This is a genomic window from Klebsiella sp. WP3-W18-ESBL-02 (assembly GCF_014168815.1).
GTDB lineage: Bacteria > Pseudomonadota > Gammaproteobacteria > Enterobacterales > Enterobacteriaceae > Kluyvera > Kluyvera ascorbata_B.
The window spans coordinates 1,755,270-1,774,309 of the sequence record NZ_AP021972.1 but is presented as its reverse complement, the minus strand read 5'-3'; the positions used below and the strand labels follow the sequence as shown (position 1 = coordinate 1,774,309).

The window sequence follows — 19,040 nt, the reverse complement described above, 5'->3', positions numbered from 1 at the left end:
GCGGGCATGGTTAATGGAATGTTACCACCCGACGAAATTCACTGATAAAAATTTGTTCTTCCGTGTTGAGTAACAATCCAGGTTACGATTAAAACTGTTTTTGCAGCCGTTCAACGCGATTAAAAGTGATTAATCACCGTTACATCATGTTTCAGTCTGGTAAACGCTGCCACTATAGCCACGGCGATGTTAACAATCTGTGAATTTACTCACAGATTGAAAACGGTTACATCGGTTTAACACTTTAGTTCGTGATGGGATGCACAAATTGCCGCTGAGCGACCGAATGACGGCGTACCAGGGTCGGCATAAAGCAGTGCGTCGCATCGGCATCGAGCTTGCCCGCCGCCCCCAGCAATGCCAGTTCTGTGGCCTGTTTCGCCATTGAAACAATGGGATAGCGCACGGTAGTTAACTGTGGATCGGTGTAACGCGCGATGGGAATGTCGTCAAAACCAATCACTGAAACCTGTTGCGGCACCGCAATGCCGTTGTCTTTAAGCGCGCTTAGCGCACCGGCAGCCATGCTATCGTTGTAAGCAAACACCGCCGTTAACCCGGCGTTGCGTCCCAGCAGTTCAACCATTGCCGCTTCACCGCCCTGCATATCCGGCGTGCCGGTACCCACCCAGCTCTCGGGCCCAACAATGCCCTGCTCCAGCAGCGCCCGCGACCAGCCTTCCCGCCGCAGGTCGTCATCTTCGATATGGTGGCTGGACGCCAGGTACCCGATACGTTGATGGCCATGATTGAGCAACATCCGCGTGCCCATCAGCGCGCCACTCACGTTATCCAGGCACACGCAGCGATGCGCGTAGCCGGGAACAAGACGGTTGATAAGCACCATGCCGGGCATCTGCGCCATGAATTCACTGATTTCACGGTCGCTCAGCGCTTTCGAATGCACTATCAGCGCGCTACAGCGCTGGCGGATGAGCACCTCAATGGCATTACGCTCTTTATCTGCCTCATGGTAGCTGTTACCAATCAGCACATTTTTGTGATGCTGCTGGGCCACCGTATCAACGGCTTTGACCAGCGCACCGAAGAAGGCGTCGGAGACATCCATAACCACCACACCGATGGTGTCGCTCACCTGGGTCGCCAGCGCCTGGGCGTTGGCATTAGGCCGATAGCCCAGCGCGGCAACCGCTTTCATCACCGTATCCCGGGTGTCCTGACTCACCAGCGCGCTATTGTTCAGCACCCGCGAAACGGTGGCGACGGATACCCCCGCCTGGCGGGCGACATCACGAATGGTGACCATACTCACCGCCCGGTAGACTCTTACTGCTGTACACGTGACACCTCCTGGGTCCATCAAGAAGCGCTATTCTGGCAGCGAGTTTGCGGCAACTACGTGAGGGAGTTCACACGTCTGGAAACGGTTACATCCATTTTGTTAATGGTTGTGATCTTGATCGTTATCTAAATGTGTTGCGGAAGGAAACGCCTGCGGCTTTTGCCGTCAGCTGTCGCCACAGCCACTCCACCGGCCCCTGACGGAAACGGCGCAGCCACAGCAGCGAAAAGGCAAGGTTGACCAGCCAGACCGGAACCACAAACGCCAGCAGCATCAGGCGGTCAAAGTCCATAAACAGGCCGAAATGGTAGAACAACGTGGTGCAGATAAGGGTTTGTAGCAGATAGTTAGTGAGCGCCATACGCCCTACGCAGGTCACTGCGGCAGTCAGCTTAAATCGGCTAATTTGTGGCCAATAACCGTAGGCCAACGCCGCATAGCCGAGCGTCTGAAGCGGCGCGCTGATTTCACGCGGGGCCTGCAGCAGGAAAGCGCACCAGCGGTAGTCCCAGCCAAGATGCCACTGTAACGCAATGGACGGCAGATTAATCAGCACGCCGAGCGTAATGCACACCGCCGCGCAGCGGCGATAGTGGCGCGGGCTGAACTGCCCTTTCAGCCAGCCGCAGCGCATCAGCGCGGCGCCCATCAGCATCATCCCCGCCAGCTGCCAACCGTACTGTGCACCCAGCGCCAGCAGGTTTGCCGATAGCATATCGGCGCGGTTTCGGAAGGCTTCAACGCCACCGTTCAGCTTCCAGTAGTGTTCGTAAAGCAGGCTTGACGCATCCGGCAGCCACGAGCGGCTTTGCCCGTTATCGGCAATCAGCCCCAGCAGGATAAGCACCGCAACGCCCACGGCGTACAGCATCACGCCGGTATTAAACAGCGCCTTCACTTCACCGGCATCGCGCACCAGACGCCAGCAAATCAGCCCCACCAGCGCATAGGCCAGCAGAATGTCGCCGTCCCAGAATAGCAGCGCGTGTATAAACCCAAGTAGAGCCAGCAGCGTTAAACGACTTTGGATCCAACGCGAACCGCGCGGCAGCAGAAGCTGTAGTCCTGCGCCAAATAGCAGCGCAAACAGCGTGAGGAATTTAACCTGCGCGAAAAGGTCAAGAACAGCCCACGTCCAGGCATCGCGCGAGGTGACCTCACCGTACCAGGCCGGGTTAAGGTAAGCCGCCTTCGGTAAACCGAAGGCGCTGATATTGAGCAGCAGAATTCCGAGTATGGCAACGCCACGAATAAAATCCAGCGTGACGTTACGCTCCATCTACCGACTCCGTTTACCGATTAGTTGTGGTGACGCACCGCGCGCAAGAACTCCTGGCGGGTATTCTGGCTGGACTTGAACAGGCCGCCGAGTGATGTCGTGGTGGTGGCACTGGTCGCATCACGAATACCGCGCGCCTTCACGCAGTAGTGCACCGCATCGATGGACACCGCCACGTTGTTGGTGCCAAGCAGCGTTTGCAGCGCGGTCAGAATTTGCTGCGTCAAACGCTCCTGCACCTGAGGGCGCTGGGCAAAGAACTGCACAATGCGGTTGATTTTCGACAAACCGATCACCGAATCTTTCGGGATATAGGCCACGGTCGCTTTACCGTCAATGGTGACAAAATGGTGTTCGCAGGTACTGGTCAGGGTGATATCGCGCACCGTCACCATTTCATCGACCTTCATTTTGTTCTCAATGACGGTAATTTTCGGGAAATTCGCGTAATCGAGGCCCGAGAAAATTTCGTTTACATACATTTTTGCTATGCGATGCGGCGTTTCCATCAGGCTGTCATCACTCAGATCGAGATTCAGCAGCTGCATGATCTCAGTCATATGTCCAGCAATCAGGCGCTTACGGGTTTCATTATCCATTTCGCGCACCGGTGGGCGCAGCGGGGTTTCCAGACCACGGGCGACCAGCGCTTCGTGGACCAGGACCGCTTCTTTACTTAGTGATGACATAGTGTTTCTCCTGCAGGTGTGGCGCTTTGCTTTTATTGGTGCAAAGTTTGCACTCATTGTGCGTGAGGCGACGCACAGAATCCAGTCTTCGGCGCGATAATTATTGCAATCGTTCTTATCTTTCGGGCTGCGGACGCCAGACCAGCATCCCGCCAATCAGCAGGGCCACGGCGGCGATGCCCAGCGCCGGTTCCAGGCGCTGCGTCAGCCAGGTTGAGAGCGCCGACGTCATCGGCCCCACCAGTTGACCAATGGCGTAGCCGGTGGTTAAGAGCCCGGCCATATAACGCGTATGATGCGGAGCCAGCTCCCGCCCGAACAGCAGCGACAGCTGAACCGCCGCCAGGAAGCCGCCGCCAACCAGCAGCGCGCCGACGACCAGGCCGCTCATTCCCGGCAGCAGCCAGGCAGCGAGCACACCCGCCCCCTGTAGCCACAAGACGATGGCCAACCGCTGATGGCTGTGGCCAAAGCGGCGCATCGCAATGCTCAGCGCAATTCCCGTCGCCCCGGCCAGCCCAAAAACCGGCCAGATAAACTGGGCAAACAGACTGTCTGGAAAACGCTGGCTGGCCAGTTGTGACAAGAACGTTGCAGGTAAAATATAGCCGAAACCGGCCAGGCTGTAGCTCCAGACCAGCCGCCGTAAAGGCGTCGTGAGCGTCAGGGGTGGCGGCTGCTCGCCGCTGCGATGCAGCTCACCGGGACGCGGAAACCAGCGCGCGACCATGACCACCAGCAGCAGCGCCAGCACGCCATAGAGCTGCCAGCCCGCAGCGGCGCTCAGCGACTGGGCGTGAATAAAGACACCGAGCAGCCCGCTGATGGCGATCCCGGCCCCCGGCCCGGCAAACACCGCCGCGCTGAGCCCCGGCCGGGCATAATGCGCCAGCCGTTCATTGACCCACGCTGCCGTTAGCACCATCCCCCAGCCGCTCATGCAGCCGATGACAAAGCGCAGCGCACCGTGTAACCAGGCGTTATCCGCCAGCGCGGAGAAAAAGGTCAGCGCGACAGCGCCAATAATGCCCAGATACAGCCGCGCTTCAACGCCGCGACCGGCGCGCATCGCATCCCAGGCCCCGACCAGATAGCCCAGATAGTTCAACGCCGCCACCAGCCCGGCGCTGGTCAGCGTCAGCTGGCCTTCGGCAATCATCAGCGGCACCTGAGGCGTAAAGGCAAAACGCCCTATCCCCACCGTCGTCACCAGCACCAGAAAGCCGCTGAGCGCAATTCGTACCGGCATGAACGCCTCAAATGTAAAATTAAAGTTATCTTTATGATGCAACATGTGAAGCATGTGCGGAAGTGAAAGTTACTCACCGACGATGAATTATCTGTATGATGACATTATTAATTCTGACCAAAACCGCGAGGAGCCCGCATGGAAATGCTTGAAGAGCACCGCTGTTATGGCGGCTGGCAGCAGCGCTGGCAGCACCATTCCACCACGCTGAACTGCCCGATGACGTTGAGTCTGTTTTTGCCGCCAGAAGGAAAAAAGACGCCGCCGCCGGTGCTGTACTGGCTGTCCGGCCTGACCTGCAACGATGAGAACTTCACCACCAAAGCGGGCGCGCAGCGCATCGCCGCCGAGCTGGGTATTGTTCTGGTGATGCCGGATACCAGCCCACGCGGCGAAGGCGTAGCCAACGATCCGGGCTACGATCTGGGCCAGGGCGCCGGTTTTTATCTCAACGCCAGCGAAGCCCCCTGGGCGGCCCACTTCCGCATGTACGATTACCTGCGCGACGAGCTGCCGGCGCTGATTCAGGCGCAGTTTAACGTCAGCGATCGCTGCGCCATCAGCGGCCATTCCATGGGCGGCCACGGTGCGCTCATGCTGGCGCTGAAGAACCCAGGTAAATACTGTAGCGCGTCGGCCTTTGCGCCGATCGTCAACCCGTGCCGGGTACCGTGGGGGCAGAAAGCGTTTAATGCCTATCTGGGGGATGACGTTACTCGCTGGAAAGAATGGGACAGCACCGAGCTGCTGCTGGCAAGCCAGGTAGAACATGCCATCCCGATGTTGATTGATCAGGGCGATAACGATCAATTCCTCGCCGATCAACTGCAGCCTGCGGTCTTTGCCGAAGCCGCGCGGCAGAAAGACTGGCCGCTGACCCTACGCATTCAGCCGGGTTACGACCACAGCTATTACTTTATTGCTTCGTTTATTGAAGATCACCTGCGCTTCCACGCCGAACACCTCTTCAAGTAGGCCGGATAAGGTGCTCGCGCCGCCATCCGGCAATGCCTGCCTGATGGCGCTGCGCTTATCAGGCCTACAGATCATCCCCCAATCACATCGCTTCCATTTCCGGCAACGTATACGGATACGCCTTGCGGTACTGCAACGGCGTTTTGCCCATATTCTTGCGAAAGCAGGTAATAAACCACGCGTACTCGGTGAAACCGACCCGTTCGGCAATATCCCGCACCGAATGCTGTGAATGCAGCAATAACTCGCAGGCCTGGCGAATACGCCGCATCATTAAATACGCCTGGATAGTTCCGCCGGTTTCATCGTGAAAACGCCGGGAAGTGTGCCCGCGTGAGCACCCCATCACCGCTGCGATGTCCTCCAGCGAACAGCGCTCGTGGTAGTGGTTTTCCAACCAGCGGATGATTGTCGACGAGAAGGTATTATGCCCGGCCGCTTGCTCCTGCTGTGGCAACAGGCTAATCAGCTGCATGATCAGAAAGGCGCTGTCGCTGGTGCTCCAGCTGGCATCCTGAGTCAACGTTTCAAAGCGCTGTAGCAGCGTTTCAATCACCGGGTGCAGGTCGCCGACATCGAACACCCGCGCCTTCTCACCTCGCCCGCACAGCTGGCGCAACAGCATCTGCTGGCGGGGAAAATCGCGCAACCACGGCTCCAGCAGCAGCGGGTTAAAGTGAAGGGTCGTCCGATGGTAGACGTTGCGCTCGTCCTGCTCGACGTACACCTTATGTAGCTTACCGGGCGGGAAAATAAATAAACGCCCCGGTTTCACCGTGTACTGCTGATGTTCCAATAGCGCGATCCCCACCCCGCGCGATACGCAGAGAATTTCCGCACACTGGTGCCAATGGTAGTAGTTGGCGGGCATATTCTGCATACGATTGAAATAAATAGACTTATCGTTGAGATGTATCTGTTCAAGCCAGGTTGTGTCTTCCGTTTGCCGGGAATGTGCCACCGCGTCCGCCTCGTATGTTAATAAACTTAAACTTTCATCATCGGAATAAAACTTCCACGGCAAAATACGCCAAAAATTATTTTAAATTACCTGACGTACGCAAAAGTACGAGCACTATCACATTTGTTGCCCGTCGCAAATTCCTATTATTCGTCCGCCATCAACAGACTGAAACGGGATTTCACTATGCGGACGAAACAAGAATACAGTGCGTTACTACAGGGTTGGATTGCGGCGGCAGTTCCCCATCTGTCGGCCGACTGCACGCGCCTTCATGCCGGCGACACCGCCGCCCAGTATCCGGACACGGTGGCCGGTATGGAGGGAGTTATTCGTCTGCTGTGGGGAGCATTTCCGCTGGTTAGCGGCGGTACGACGCCGCCATGGTATGCGCAATTGGTGACCGGCGTCCGTCACGGCTGCGATCCGCAGCACCCCGGATACTGGGGCGATGTTGGTGACAACGACCAGCGCTGCGTCGAGATGGCGGCATTCGGTCTCGGGCTGGCGCTGCCGGACAGCGGGCTATGGCAGGCGCTGTCTGCCACAGAACAGGACAATCTGGTTCGCTGGCTGAGCCAAAGCGCCGAGGTCGCCGTGCCGGATAACAACTGGCACTTTTTCCCGGTATTGATTCAACTGGGACTCAAATGCGTCGGGCGCGGCTATGATATGGCGGTGATCAACCGTCATCTCGACGCCATCGAACCCTTCTGGCTCGGCAACGGCTGGTACTGCGACGGCCACGGTAAGCCGCGCGACTACTACATTTCCAGCGCGTTTCACTTCTACGGCCTCATCTACAGCCACTTTATGCAGGATGTCGACCCGGAGCGCTGCCTGCGCTATCGTCAGCGCGCCCAGCGCTTTGCGCAGGACTACCGTTACTACTTCACCACCGACGGTGCGGCCATTCCCTTCGGTCGCAGCTTGACCTATCGGTTTGTCCAGGTCGCCTTCTGGAGCGCCGTCGCCTTTACCGAACTGGATGTTTTTACGCCCGGCGTGGTCAAGGGATTGATTCTACGTCACCTGGATTACTGGCAGACGCAGCCGTTTATCGGCGCCGACGGGCTGTTTTCGATTGGCTACGCCTACCCGAATCTGATTATGGCCGAAGATTATAACAGCCCCGGATCCCCCTACTGGGCGCTGAAAGCCATGCTGATTCTGGCTCTGCCGGAGGAGAGTCGATTCTGGCGCGCGGAATGTGAGCCGATGCCCGCACTTGACGTGCACCACCCTATCCCGGAGGCCGGGCAAATTGTGGTGCACAGCGACGGCGGCCGCCACGCGTGGATGCTCATGTCCGGTCAGTTCGACAAAAATAACTTTGTGAACTTCGAGCAGAAGTACAGCAAATTCGCCTATTCCAGCCACTTCGGCTTCACTCTGGAGCGCGGACGCTACGGGCTCAACCACGCCGCGGTGGATTCGATGCTGCTGTTCAGCGCAGGAGACGACTACTATCGCGGCCGCCGCGCATGCGACAGCGCGGAAGTCACCGGGGACTGGGTGCGCAGCGAATGGCGACCATGGCCTGACGTTATCGTCACCAGTTGGCTGATGGCGCAGGAAAACGGTCACATTCGCGTTCACCGCATCATGACACCTCGAAATCTGCAATGCGTTGAGGGGGGATTCGCCGTCAATCACCACCACCTGCGCAGCCGTCTTTGCTACGGCGATGCGGTAACGCTGGAAACGCGCTATGACTACAGCCGGCTGGTCAATCTGTGCGGCAATCGCCGTGCAAGTACCGTGACGACCCCACCCAACAGCAACCTGCTGTTTGCGGCACCGGCCGATATTCCCTGCTTGACCACACAGCTGGAAGCGGGCACCGGCTGGCTGGCCTGCTACGTCAGCGCCGACCCAGGCGCGGTACGCCCCATGCCCGATGATCTGACTTTTGACCTTGCAACCTCGCAGTTAACCGTGAACGGCAAAACGCTCACGTTGAAATAACCCTGACCTCTGATTCGCGGCGGAGACCGTTATGACTACACCCATTCAGTCGACTCGTTCGGCATACATCAAGCTAAGTCTGTTTGTTTTTCTTTTTACCTTTACCTGGGCGGCCAGCTTCGGCCTGTACGCTATATGGCTCGGCGACAAGGCCGGGCTGGACGCCGTAGACATTGGCACCGTTTTCGCGGTGAACGGCGTCTTCGCGGTGGTCATCAAGCCGGTATACGGCTTCATCATGGACAAAATCGGCATGAAGAAGCACCTGCTCTATTTTGTCTGCATCGTCTCTGCGCTGATGGCGCCCTTTTACATCTGGATCTACCTGCCGCTGCTGCAAAGTCATTTTATTAGCGGGATGATCGTCGGCGCACTGTTCTTCAGCCTCGGCTGGTACGCGGGGGTCGCGGCAGAAGAGTCCTACGTTGACCGCTTCAGCCGCCTCTACAATATGGAGTTCGGCCGCATCCGCATGTGGGCGGCGCTCGGCTGGGCCACCGCGTCGTCATTTTCCGGCTTCCTGTATAACATTTCGCCGAAAATCAACTTCGCCATCAGCAGCGTATCGGCGCTGTGTATGTTTGCCGTGCTGCTGACGCTGAAGGTGGACCACTTCGGCCAGGAAGAGAACAGCGTCCTGTCAAAAGATAAGATTGTGATTACGGATGTACTGCACCTGCTGGCGAACCGTAAGTTCTGGATGTTTGCGCTCTATATCGCGGGCGTGGCGTGGATGATGTTCATCGCCGAGCAGCAGTTCTCGCGCTACTTCGTCACCTTCTTTGCCACCAAAGAAGAAGGCAACGCGATGTTCGGCTACATGAGTACCGCCCAGTCCGCCGCCGAATTCTTCGGCATGATGCTGGTGCCGGCGATAATTAACCGCATTGGCGCTAAACAGGGAATGCTGCTCACCGGGCTGGTCATCAGCGTGCGTCTTATTATCTCCGGCCTGACCAACGATCCGCTGATTATCTGCCTGGTGAAACCGCTGTACGGTATTGAAATCGCGCTGATTCTGGTGTCGGTCTTTAAGTATATCGCCGAGCATTTCGATAAACGCGTGAACGCCACCATGTACCTGCTGGGCTACCAGGCGATGATTTACGTCGGTTCCATCGTCGTTGCGCCACCGGCAGGCTACGCCTACCAGACCATCGGCTTTGAGCATACCTATCTGATTATGGGCATTATCGCCCTGGTCTTTACCGGCGTTTCGGCCCTCACCCTTTCAGCCTGCTACAGCCACAAAAAGAGCGCTGTAGGTCAGGAAATCAAACATCAAGCACTTAATTAATACGGGAAAATGACCGCATGACGTCTGAAATGATCAATAAAGAACCGCTTACCCCCTGTCGGCTTCAGCCTGGTGAACGCGACGCGCTAAGCCAAAAAATTGGCGGGATAATGCCCACACTGCTGGCGGCAATTGACAGCAACGCGCACTATTTTGGCCAGCGCTTCCCCGATGCGGCCTGTGAAAAAGGGGTCTACCCCATCATCGACAATATTGAGTGGACCACCAGCTTCTGGACCGGGCAGCTGTGGCTGGCCTACGAGTGGACCGGGCAGCCGCGCTACCGCTCGCTGGCAGAACAGCATATTCACTCGTTCGGCCAGCGGATCATCAACCGCGATCATACTAACCACCACGATCTGGGCTTTCTCTACAGCCTGTCATGCGTGGCGGGGCAACGGGTGACCGGCAACCGCGAAGCGGGTTATATCGCGCTGCTGGCCGCCGATGCGCTGATGGAGCGCTATAACGAAAAGGCCGGGATCATTCAGGCATGGGGCGAGCTGAACAACCCTGAACAACAGGGGCGCATGATCATCGACTGCAATATGAACCTACCGTTGCTGTATGAAGCCACGCGCGCCAGCGGCGATCCGCGCTATGCCAACGCAGCCAAACAGCATATCGATCGCGCGCGCCGCTACATCGTGCGTGAAGATGGTTCTACCTTCCATACCTGGTATATGGATGTCGAAACCGGCGAGCCGCGCTTTGGCAATACGCATCAGGGCTTCTCCGACGATTCATGCTGGGCACGCGGCCAGGCGTGGGGCGTGTACGGTTTTCTGCTGAACTATCTGCACACCGGCGACGATCGCCTGCTGGCGCTCAGCCAGACGCTGGCAAATTACTACCTGAATCGCCTGCCGGAGGATCTGATCTGCTACTGGGATCTGGCGCTCACCGATCCCGCCAGCGAACGCGATAGCTCGGCGGCAGCGATTGTCGCCTGCGCGCTGCTTGAGCTGGTGAAACATCTGCCGGCCACGCATCCGGATAAAGAGAGCTACGAAACCCTGGCGCTGCGCATGATTAATCGCATGATCGATGAATACGTTAACCGCGAACATACCCCAGGTCAGGGTTTGCTGAAGCATTCGGTGTACTATTTCAAAGGCGGCATTGGGGTGAACGAGTGCTGTAGTTGGGGGGATTACTTCCTGATGGAAGCGATAACGCGCGCGGTACAGAACTGGCGCAGCTACTGGTAATCAAACAGCCCGATGGCGCTACGCACATCGGGCCTACGCGTTCGCGTAACATTGTCGGCCGGGTAAGCGCCTGCGCCACCCGGCACCACCATGATGACGCTTTAGAAGCGGTAATCTACCGCCATAAAGTACCGGCGTCCGTCCTCGTTATAGCTGTAGTCGTCACGCGACAGATCCTTATCCCCAAGGTTAAGCACGCCCGCACGCAGCTTCACGTTTTTCGTCGCCTGCCATGCTCCGCCGAGATCCCAGGTGGTGTAGCCGCCCGGCGTTTTCGACGTACTGCTCACCGCACGCTGCTTGCCGGTGTAGCTCGCCGCCAGATAGAACGACCAGTCCTGTAGCGGCGTCCAGTCAACGCGCCCGTTACCCGTATGGAACGGCAGCTCCTGTAGCGGTTTATCGTCACCGTTGCTCAGATCGCGACCGTCGTTGTAGGTGTAGTTCAGCGTCATTTTCCACTGCTCGCCAAACGGCACTTTCAGCTCGGTTTCCACCCCACGAATACGCGCTTTATTCACGTTGTAGTACGCAAACACCGGTACGCCATTTTTAAAACCGACAAAGTTCGGATAACCCGGCGCAGCGTTTTTATCACTTGTACGGTTAACGCTTATCATATCGTCGATATCATTCTGGAAAGTGGTCACACTTCCCTGCACGCCGTCCAGCCAGCCTTCATCCCCCTGGTAGTAAAGACCGATTTCAAAGCTTTCGCTGGTTTCCGGCTTCAGGTCCGGGCTGCCGACAATACGGCAGCTGCCGCGGCAGGAATTAGAGGTCCAGTCCGGGCTTAGCTGAAGCAACGATGGCGCTTTAAACGCGGTCGCCCAGCCCCCTTTTACCGTCAACGTATCGGTGGCGTTATACACCAGATACGCGCGCGGGCTCCAGTGATCGCCATAGGTTTCATGGTCATCCATACGGATCCCGGTCGTCAGCGCCAGCGGTTCAAAAATCCGCCATTCATCCTCAAGGAACAGCGCGTACTGGCTAGCAGAAGTTTTCGTACTGGTGCTTCCCGTCAGATTGACCGGATCGGTCAGCTTATCGTAGCGCCATTCGCCGCCGAAGGTGACCAGTTGGTTAATCACGCCCAGCGGCAGCACGTATTTGCCGTCGATGGCATTGCTTTCTGAGGTAATTTCACTGGTGTTGCCCGGGTTCTTATTAACGACTTTCTCGCCGTAGTACTTCAGCTCGCTGTTGCCGATATCCCAGCGGCCGTTGTGGCTCAACGAGTAGTTCTGACGTTCCAGACGGTTACGGTCGAGCGAGTCAGACTCACGATCCTGGCGATCAAAACCATACCCGGCGGTAATATCGTTGTTTTCATTCGGCGTCCAGGCGAATTCGACGTTGCCGTCGCGGCTGGTGTAGCCCTCAATACGCGGCGTTTCGCCGGTGGTGCTGGAGCGAGAAGCCTGCTGATCGTCCTTCTCACGTTTTGACAGGCTGCCGAACGCCTTCACGCCCAGTACGCCGTCCACCAGCGGGCCGGAGGTAAAGAACTGACCATTCCAGGTATCGCCGCGGTCGCGATGTTCCTGAATTGTCGTATCGGCAGTGAGCGTTCCCGTCCACTTCGTACCGATCTTTTTCGTGATGATATTGACCACCCCGCCCAAGGCGTCGGAGCCGTACAGCGAGGACATCGGCCCGCGCACCACTTCAATGCGTTCAATGGCGTCAACCGGGATCCAGTTCAGGTCAAAGTCGTTATGGCGGAAGACGGCGTTACGTGAATTCACGCGCTTGCCGTCAATCAGGATCAGGGTATAGCTGCTGCTCAGCCCACGAATGCTGACGCCCTTACGGTTATCCCCCTCATTGGTAAGCTGAACGCCCGGCACTTCTTTCAGCACATCTTTCAGGTTCTGCACCGGTTTACGCTGCAAATCCTGCTGGGTAATAACGCTGATACTGGCGGGTGCATCCTTTACGCTTTGCTCGGTGGCGGCCGCCGTCACGACCATGATTTCATTATCCTCTGCCGCGCACACCGGCAGCGCCAGGGACATGACGGACGCGCACAGCCCGCCCCGAACGATGGGGTTTAACCTAAACATTTCCATTCTCCATGAGGTGAATACTCAATTAAAACAAAGGGTCTTGCTCACAAATGCTGCTTAATGCCGCTGACCGGCGGCCTGTTTTTTTATGCAGATGTGGCTGGTCCTTCGGCATTTATCTCACCGAGAAAAGGAAGTGGCTTCATCTTTTTGTATGGGTTGTGATGATAAAGGTAATGATAACGATTATCAATTAAGGTTATTTAAAGTTATGTCAAGAAGTAACAATTAATAAACATTCAGGCATAAAAAAGCCTCTCCGAAGAGAGGCTTTATTGGCAATCAGGTCGCTCACTCGCGTTACTGCTTAAAGCGTTCCGGGAAGTGCATTTCGCTGTAGCGGACAAAGTGCGTCCCGCGGCTCAGCTTATAACCAAACCAGATGACCAGGAACAGCGGGATACCGATATAGGTTGCCGCCACGCCGCCCCAGTCGATGGTGTCGGCGAGGAACGCTTCATAGTTCTGACCCAGGGTAATGATCAGGCACAGCACGAAGGCAAAGATCGGCCCCAGCGGGAAGAACCCGGAACGGTACGGCAGGTTATTAATATCGTGCCCCTGCATCACGTAACCGCGACGGAAGCGATAATGGCTAATCGCAATCCCCAGCCAGGCAATAAAGCCGGTCATCCCGGAGGTATTCAGCAGCCACAGGTACACGGTCTGGTTACCAAACATTGAGGTCAGGAAGCAAAGCCCGGCAATCACGGTAGTGGCATACAGCGCGTTGCGCGGCACACCGCCACGGGACAGCTTAGCGAAGATACGCGGCGCTTTGCCATCGCAGGCCAGGGTGTACAGCATACGGGTAGAGGCATACATCCCGGAGTTACCCGCCGAGAGCACCGCCGTCAGAATAACCGCGTTCATAATAGCCGCCGCAGACAGCAGGCCCGCGTGCTCGAACACCAGGGTGAACGGGCTGACGGAAATATCTTTCACGTCGTTACGCAGCAGGCTGGGATCGGTGTACGGAATAATCAGGCTGATAATCAGAATCGCAAACACGTAGAACAGCAGGATACGCCAGAACACCTGACGCACCGCGCGCGGAATGTTCTTCTCCGGATCTTCAGATTCACCCGCCGCGATACCAATCAGCTCGGTTCCCTGGAAGGAGAAACCGACGATCATCGCCACGCCAATCATTGCCGACAAACCACCGGCAAACGGCGCATCGCCGGTTGTCCAGTTGCTCCAGCCGACCGGCTGCGCGCCCTTGAAGATGCCGAGGATCATCATGATACCGACGATGATGAAGATGATAACGGTGGCGACTTTAATCAGCGAGAACCAGTATTCCGCTTCACCGAAGCCTTTCACCGAGATGTAGTTCAGCAGGAAGATGACGCACAGGAACATCGCGCTCCAGATCCAGCCCGGCGTGTCCGGGAACCACCAGCTCATGACCAGCTGTGCGGCCACAAGGTCGACGGCAATGGTCACCGCCCAGTTGTACCAGTAGTTCCAGCCCAGCGCGAAGCCGAAGCCTTCCTCCACATAGTTCTGACCGTAGGTCGCGAAGGAGCCGGATACCGGCATATACGCCGCCAGCTCGCCCAGACTGGTCATCAGGAAGTACACCATCAGGCCAATCAGAATATAGGAAAACAGCGCGCCGCCCGGGCCCGCCTGAGAAATGGTTGCGCCGGACGCAACAAACAGGCCTGTACCGATAGATCCGCCAATGGCGATCATCGTCAGGTGACGCGCCTTGAGTTCGCGGCGTAGCGCGGGCGCTTGTGTGGTTTTCGTTTCGGAACCCATGTGAAAATGCTATCCATCCAAAAAATGAGGCGCGATTGTAGCAGACGAAGCCGGCAGATCACGGTAGAAATGCGCTGTTATAAGAGACCTTCATGATTTCCTCTGGATTATTAGTAAAGGACAAAAATGCGATTCGCACAAATTGGCGTACAAAGAGCGAAGGTATTACGCAAAATCGCGGTGGCGAACAAGAAGGATTGGATAATGAAACGCAAAGGCCTGCGTAAAGATAAGCACGCATCGACGCTCAATGTTCTTTTCACCCTCATGTTAGGCTTGTTTTTCGTCGGCGTCGGGCTTTTCCAGACCCTCTGGGCGATCGATGATTGGTATTTCAGGCCAGACTATATTACCGATGATACGGGATCCGTCTTTGCCGGTTCGTTATTTATTGGATTGATCATTATCATCTTCGTCGCCAGCAGCTACATACCTGACGAGTGCGCCGGTGAACGCTTCGCTAAATGGGCGGTTCTCTTTTGCCTGGGCATGGCGCCGCTGTGGTCAATCGGTGTTTGTGTTCTGCGCTACCAGACAATCGCCCAATATAAAACGCCTCAATTCGGTGTTTGTTACAGCCGTAGCCGCGGCCATCGAACTTACATGTACGTCAAAAACAGTGATTGGTGTCAGCATTTTGGCCGTACCGTTTTGACGCCTTCGCCGACCGTGGTACGGAGTGACTGATGCGCAAACCGACCGCGTCGACGGTGATGGAGGGCACGCCGAACTGGCAAGTCTATCTCGGGGTCGTCGTTTTCTTGCCGATGCTGACGGGTTACTCGCTGTACCTGGCGTACGGCTATATTTCGCAACTTTGGCTCTTTCCTATGCCGGACTTCTGGTCGCAAAGCATGCTCGAAGCTAGCATCGCCTGCTGCGGACCCGCCCTACTCCTGTTCACCATACTGGGTAATCTTAAGCTTTTGTTTTCGATTACCCTGCCCATTCCTCTCGTCCAACGAATCTTGACGCCCATCGCATGGCTTACGCTTACGTTATTGCTGACAGCAAATGCGCTCATCCTGCTCCTTCACATCAGCTATTTCAGCCCGGATCGTTACATTCGCTGCTGGGAGCCGTTTCCTGTCGGGACGTGGTATTACGCCAGAACCGCCGGAATCTGCGCACAGCACGGACTGGCCCCCGTGCAGTTTCTTAACATTCACAGTAGTGCAAAAAACGTTTCAGCGCGTTAGAAAGATGCTTCTGCCGATGATGAATACGCCACAGCGTGCGGCTCAACGTCGGCAGCGGAACAGGCACCTCGACCAGCGTACCTGCCGCCAGCTGCTCGGCAATCACCCGGCGTGAAAGGCAGCTAATGCCCAGGTCGTGACGCACCGCGTGCTTGATAGCTTCGGAATTCCCCAGCTCCATCCCCATCTGGAACTGCGGCAGATGCGAAAGCAGCAGGTAGTCGACAATTTCGCGCGTACCGGAACCCTTCTCACGCAGGATCCACGGCGCCATCGCCAGCTTATCGAGCGTGATTTCGCCCAGCAGCCAGGCGCTGTGCGGCGCTGAAAATACCACCAGTTCATCTTCCAGCCACGGCTCGGCGATGATATCCGCCGAATGGCAAGGCCCTTCAATCAAACCGATATCGACGCGGAAATCGGCCACCGCGTTGATCACGTCCTGACTATTACCGACGCTCAGCTCCAGCGGCAGCGTGGGAAAATCTTTGCGGTAGCGGGCAATCACCCCCGGCAGGATGTAATTGCCAATCGTACTGCTGGCATAGACGCGAATCGCCCCGTTATCTTCGCGAAACAGCTGTTCAATTTCGCCCGCCTGCTCCAGCAGCGCCAGCGCACGCGGATACAGCAGACGCCCATGCTCATTCACCACCAGTCGTTTACCAACCCGATCGAAAAGCTGAACCCCGAGCTGACCTTCCAGGTCAGTCAAGGCCGCGCTGACTGCCGATTGTGACAGCGCCAGCATCTGCGAAGCCTGGGTGGTGGACCCGCTTTTCAGCACTTCTGCAAAAACTTCGAGCTGTCGTAGCGTGATATGCATAGTTTCCCGGCCCGTCAGAGCCGCCCTTACCAGTTATTACGATTAATTATAAATATATAATCAATTTTATTTTTAAACCACTCGGGCGTAACCTTTTTACCAGACAAAGGAGAGGGTTATGACACAAGTCACCTTACAGACACACCATCATCGTAGTATCACACACTTTATCCCTGGGCTTGCGCTCAGCGCCGTCATCACCGGCGCGGCAATCTGGGCAGGCAGCGTGCCGGCTATCGCCGGTGCGGGGATGAGCGCCCTGACGCTGGCTATTCTGTTTGGGATGGTCATAGGTAACACCGTCTACCCAAAAATCTGGCAGTCCTGCGACGGGGGCGTGCTCTTTGCCAAGCAGCACCTGCTGCGTCTGGGGATTATTTTGTACGGCTTTCGCCTGACGTTCTCGCAGATTGCTGACGTCGGCGTCAGCGGCATCATCATTGACGTACTGACGCTTTCCAGCACTTTCTTTATCGCCTGTTGGTTAGGGCAGAAGGTCTTTGGCCTGGATAAACAGACCAGCTGGCTTATCGGCGCAGGCAGCAGTATCTGTGGTGCCGCCGCGGTGCTGGCGACCGAGCCGGTCGTCAAAGCCGAGGCCAGCAAAGTCACGGTCGCCGTCGCGACGGTAGTCATTTTTGGTACGCTGGCGATTTTCCTCTACCCGGCGATGTATCCGCTGCTGGCGCACTGGTTTAGCCCGGAAACCTACGGCATTTATATTGGCTCCACCATGCACGAAGTTGCTCAGGTGGTCGCGGCCGGTCATGCTATCAACCCGGACGCTGAAAATGCGGCAGTTATCGCCAAAATGCTGCGCGTCATGATGCTGGCTCCGTTCCTGCTGTTTATGGCCGCACGCGTTAAACAGCTGGCCCCGGCGAACGCCGAGCAGAAAAGTAAAATCACCATTCCGTGGTTTGCCATTCTGTTTATCGTGGTGGCGATTTTCAACTCGTTCCACCTGCTACCGGAAAGCCTGGTGCAAATGCTGATTACGCTCGACACCGTCATGCTGGCGATGGCGATGGCGGCTCTGGGTGTCACCACCCACGTCAGCGCGCTGAAAAAAGCCGGTGCAAAACCGCTGCTGATGGCGCTGGTGCTGTTTATCTGGCTGATTGTTGGCGGCGGCGCGATTAACCTCGCTATCCATAGCGTGATGGCATAATCGAACACGACGCTCCCCGCTTAACCCGCTATACTCACCCCTTTTGAGTATGGCGGGTTTTTCTCGTCATATTTCAAGTTGCAGACGCGTCGTTGTCTCTTGCCACCTTCCTGCAACTCGAACTCTTTAGGGAACCCATGATGAAATACATCGGAGCGCACGTCAGCGCCGCTGGCGGCCTGGCAAACGCCGCAATTCGGGCCGCTGAAATCGAAGCCACCGCCTTCGCCCTGTTCACCAAAAATCAGCGCCAGTGGCGCGCCGCGCCGCTGACCCCCGAGGTTATCGACGACTTCAAAGCCGCCTGTGAAAAATACCACTACACCCCGGCGCAAATTTTGCCACACGACAGCTATCTGATTAACCTTGGCCACCCGGTTGAAGAGGCGCTGGAGAAATCACGCGAGGCTTTTATTGATGAGCTGACGCGCTGTCAGCAGCTGGGGCTGACGTTGCTGAACTTCCATCCCGGCAGCCATCTGCTGCAAATTGATGAAGATAAATGTCTGGCGCGCATTGCCGAATCTATCAATATCGCGCTGGCGCAGACCGAAGGCGTGACGGCAGTCATTGAGAACACCGCCGGTCAGGGCAGCAACCTCGGCTTTAAGTTTGAACATCTGGCCGCCATCATCGATGGCGTAGAGGATAAATCCCGCGTTGGCGTCTGCATCGACACCTGCCACGCATTTGCCGCCGGTTACGACCTGCGCACCCCCGAGGCCTGCGCGGAAACATTCGCTGAGTTCGAGCGCACTGTCGGTTTTAACTATCTGCGCGGTATGCACCTGAATGATGCCAAAAGTGAATTTGGTAGCCGCGTTGACCGCCACCATAGCCTGGGTGAAGGTAACATCGGCCACGATGCGTTCCGCTTTATCATGCAGGACAACCGTTTTGACGGTATCCCGCTGATTCTGGAAACCATCAACCCGGATATCTGGGCAGAAGAGATTGCCTGGCTGAAGGCACAGCAGACCGAGTCTGCCGCCGCCTGATTGCCCGGTGGCGTCACATTTACCGGGCCTACGGGTAGGCGCAGCCGCCATCAGGTATAAAAAAAGGGCCGA

16 protein-coding genes are annotated in these 19,040 nt (G+C 56.7%); 8 read left to right on the top strand and 8 right to left on the bottom strand.

Going from position 1 to position 19,040, the window contains the following annotated elements:
* Positions 1 to 244: 244 nt before the first annotated feature.
* From galS to H7R56_RS08345, 4 genes are all read right to left on the bottom strand, one after another.
* The gene (gene galS, locus H7R56_RS08360; RefSeq protein WP_106924403.1) at positions 245 to 1,267 is read right to left on the bottom strand and encodes an HTH-type transcriptional regulator GalS; all 1,023 of its coding nucleotides are present in this window, start codon (positions 1,265 to 1,267) and stop codon (positions 245 to 247) included.
* Between the two features lie 157 nt (positions 1,268 to 1,424).
* Positions 1,425 to 2,582: a DUF418 domain-containing protein YeiB gene (gene yeiB / locus H7R56_RS08355; RefSeq protein ID WP_182928575.1), complete on the bottom strand. Its 1,158-nt coding sequence runs from the start codon at positions 2,580 to 2,582 to the stop codon at positions 1,425 to 1,427.
* Positions 2,583 to 2,602: 20 nt separating this feature from the next.
* A complete protein-coding gene (folE, locus tag H7R56_RS08350) occupies positions 2,603 to 3,271 on the bottom strand; it encodes a GTP cyclohydrolase I FolE (RefSeq protein WP_106924401.1) in 669 nt (222 codons plus the stop codon).
* Positions 3,272 to 3,386: 115 nt separating this feature from the next.
* Complete coding sequence (locus tag H7R56_RS08345; protein ID WP_106924447.1) at positions 3,387 to 4,520, bottom strand: YbfB/YjiJ family MFS transporter; 1,134 nt, start codon at positions 4,518 to 4,520, stop codon at positions 3,387 to 3,389.
* Between the two features lie 138 nt (positions 4,521 to 4,658).
* Between H7R56_RS08345 and fghA the strand changes: the two genes are divergently transcribed.
* Entirely contained in the window at positions 4,659 to 5,495 is an 837-nt protein-coding gene (gene fghA / locus H7R56_RS08340) for an S-formylglutathione hydrolase (RefSeq protein ID WP_106924400.1), read from the top strand.
* A gap of 82 nt (positions 5,496 to 5,577) precedes the next feature.
* Here the strand turns inward: fghA and H7R56_RS08335 are convergent, their stop codons facing one another.
* Positions 5,578 to 6,456, bottom strand: a complete 879-nt coding sequence (locus tag H7R56_RS08335) for an AraC family transcriptional regulator (RefSeq protein WP_197974893.1) — start codon at positions 6,454 to 6,456, stop codon at positions 5,578 to 5,580.
* Between the two features lie 186 nt (positions 6,457 to 6,642).
* Between H7R56_RS08335 and H7R56_RS08330 the strand changes: the two genes are divergently transcribed.
* The 3 genes from H7R56_RS08330 to H7R56_RS08320 are packed head-to-tail and all read left to right on the top strand — an operon-like array spanning position 6,643 to position 10,932.
* On the top strand, positions 6,643 to 8,424 hold the full coding sequence (locus H7R56_RS08330) for a DUF2264 domain-containing protein (RefSeq protein WP_106924399.1): 1,782 nt from the start codon (positions 6,643 to 6,645) through the stop codon (positions 8,422 to 8,424).
* Between the two features lie 31 nt (positions 8,425 to 8,455).
* A complete protein-coding gene (locus H7R56_RS08325; RefSeq protein WP_106924398.1) occupies positions 8,456 to 9,721 on the top strand; it encodes an oligosaccharide MFS transporter in 1,266 nt (421 codons plus the stop codon).
* A 17-nt stretch (positions 9,722 to 9,738) separates the two neighbouring features.
* Positions 9,739 to 10,932 (top strand): glycoside hydrolase family 88 protein, encoded by a 1,194-nt coding sequence (locus H7R56_RS08320; RefSeq protein WP_181357952.1) that lies wholly within the window; start codon positions 9,739 to 9,741, stop codon positions 10,930 to 10,932.
* 101 nt (positions 10,933 to 11,033) lie between these two features.
* Here the strand turns inward: H7R56_RS08320 and cirA are convergent, their stop codons facing one another.
* Positions 11,034 to 13,001 carry a catecholate siderophore receptor CirA gene (gene cirA, locus H7R56_RS08315; RefSeq protein WP_106924397.1) on the bottom strand — a complete coding sequence of 656 codons (1,968 nt, stop codon included), beginning with the start codon at positions 12,999 to 13,001 and terminating at the stop codon, positions 11,034 to 11,036.
* Positions 13,002 to 13,304: 303 nt separating this feature from the next.
* Entirely contained in the window at positions 13,305 to 14,774 is a 1,470-nt protein-coding gene (locus H7R56_RS08310) for an amino acid permease (protein WP_106924396.1), read from the bottom strand.
* A gap of 126 nt (positions 14,775 to 14,900) precedes the next feature.
* Here H7R56_RS08310 and H7R56_RS08305 point away from each other — a divergent pair, with 126 nt between their 5' ends.
* Positions 14,901 to 15,461 (top strand): hypothetical protein, encoded by a 561-nt coding sequence (locus tag H7R56_RS08305; protein WP_106924395.1) that lies wholly within the window; start codon positions 14,901 to 14,903, stop codon positions 15,459 to 15,461.
* On the top strand, positions 15,461 to 15,973 hold the full coding sequence (locus tag H7R56_RS08300) for a hypothetical protein (protein ID WP_223878895.1): 513 nt from the start codon (positions 15,461 to 15,463) through the stop codon (positions 15,971 to 15,973). The genes H7R56_RS08305 and H7R56_RS08300 overlap by 1 nt, the downstream gene beginning before the upstream one ends.
* Here the strand turns inward: H7R56_RS08300 and yieE are convergent.
* Positions 15,933 to 16,799: a DNA-binding transcriptional regulator YeiE gene (gene yieE / locus H7R56_RS08295; RefSeq protein WP_106924394.1), complete on the bottom strand. Its 867-nt coding sequence runs from the start codon at positions 16,797 to 16,799 to the stop codon at positions 15,933 to 15,935. The genes H7R56_RS08300 and yieE overlap by 41 nt on opposite strands.
* Positions 16,800 to 16,917: 118 nt before the next feature.
* Here yieE and H7R56_RS08290 point away from each other — a divergent pair, with 118 nt between their 5' ends.
* Positions 16,918 to 17,970 carry a YeiH family protein gene (locus H7R56_RS08290; protein WP_106924393.1) on the top strand — a complete coding sequence of 351 codons (1,053 nt, stop codon included), beginning with the start codon at positions 16,918 to 16,920 and terminating at the stop codon, positions 17,968 to 17,970.
* Between the two features lie 140 nt (positions 17,971 to 18,110).
* On the top strand, positions 18,111 to 18,968 hold the full coding sequence (nfo, locus tag H7R56_RS08285; protein WP_106924392.1) for a deoxyribonuclease IV: 858 nt from the start codon (positions 18,111 to 18,113) through the stop codon (positions 18,966 to 18,968).
* Positions 18,969 to 19,040 lie beyond the last annotated feature (72 nt).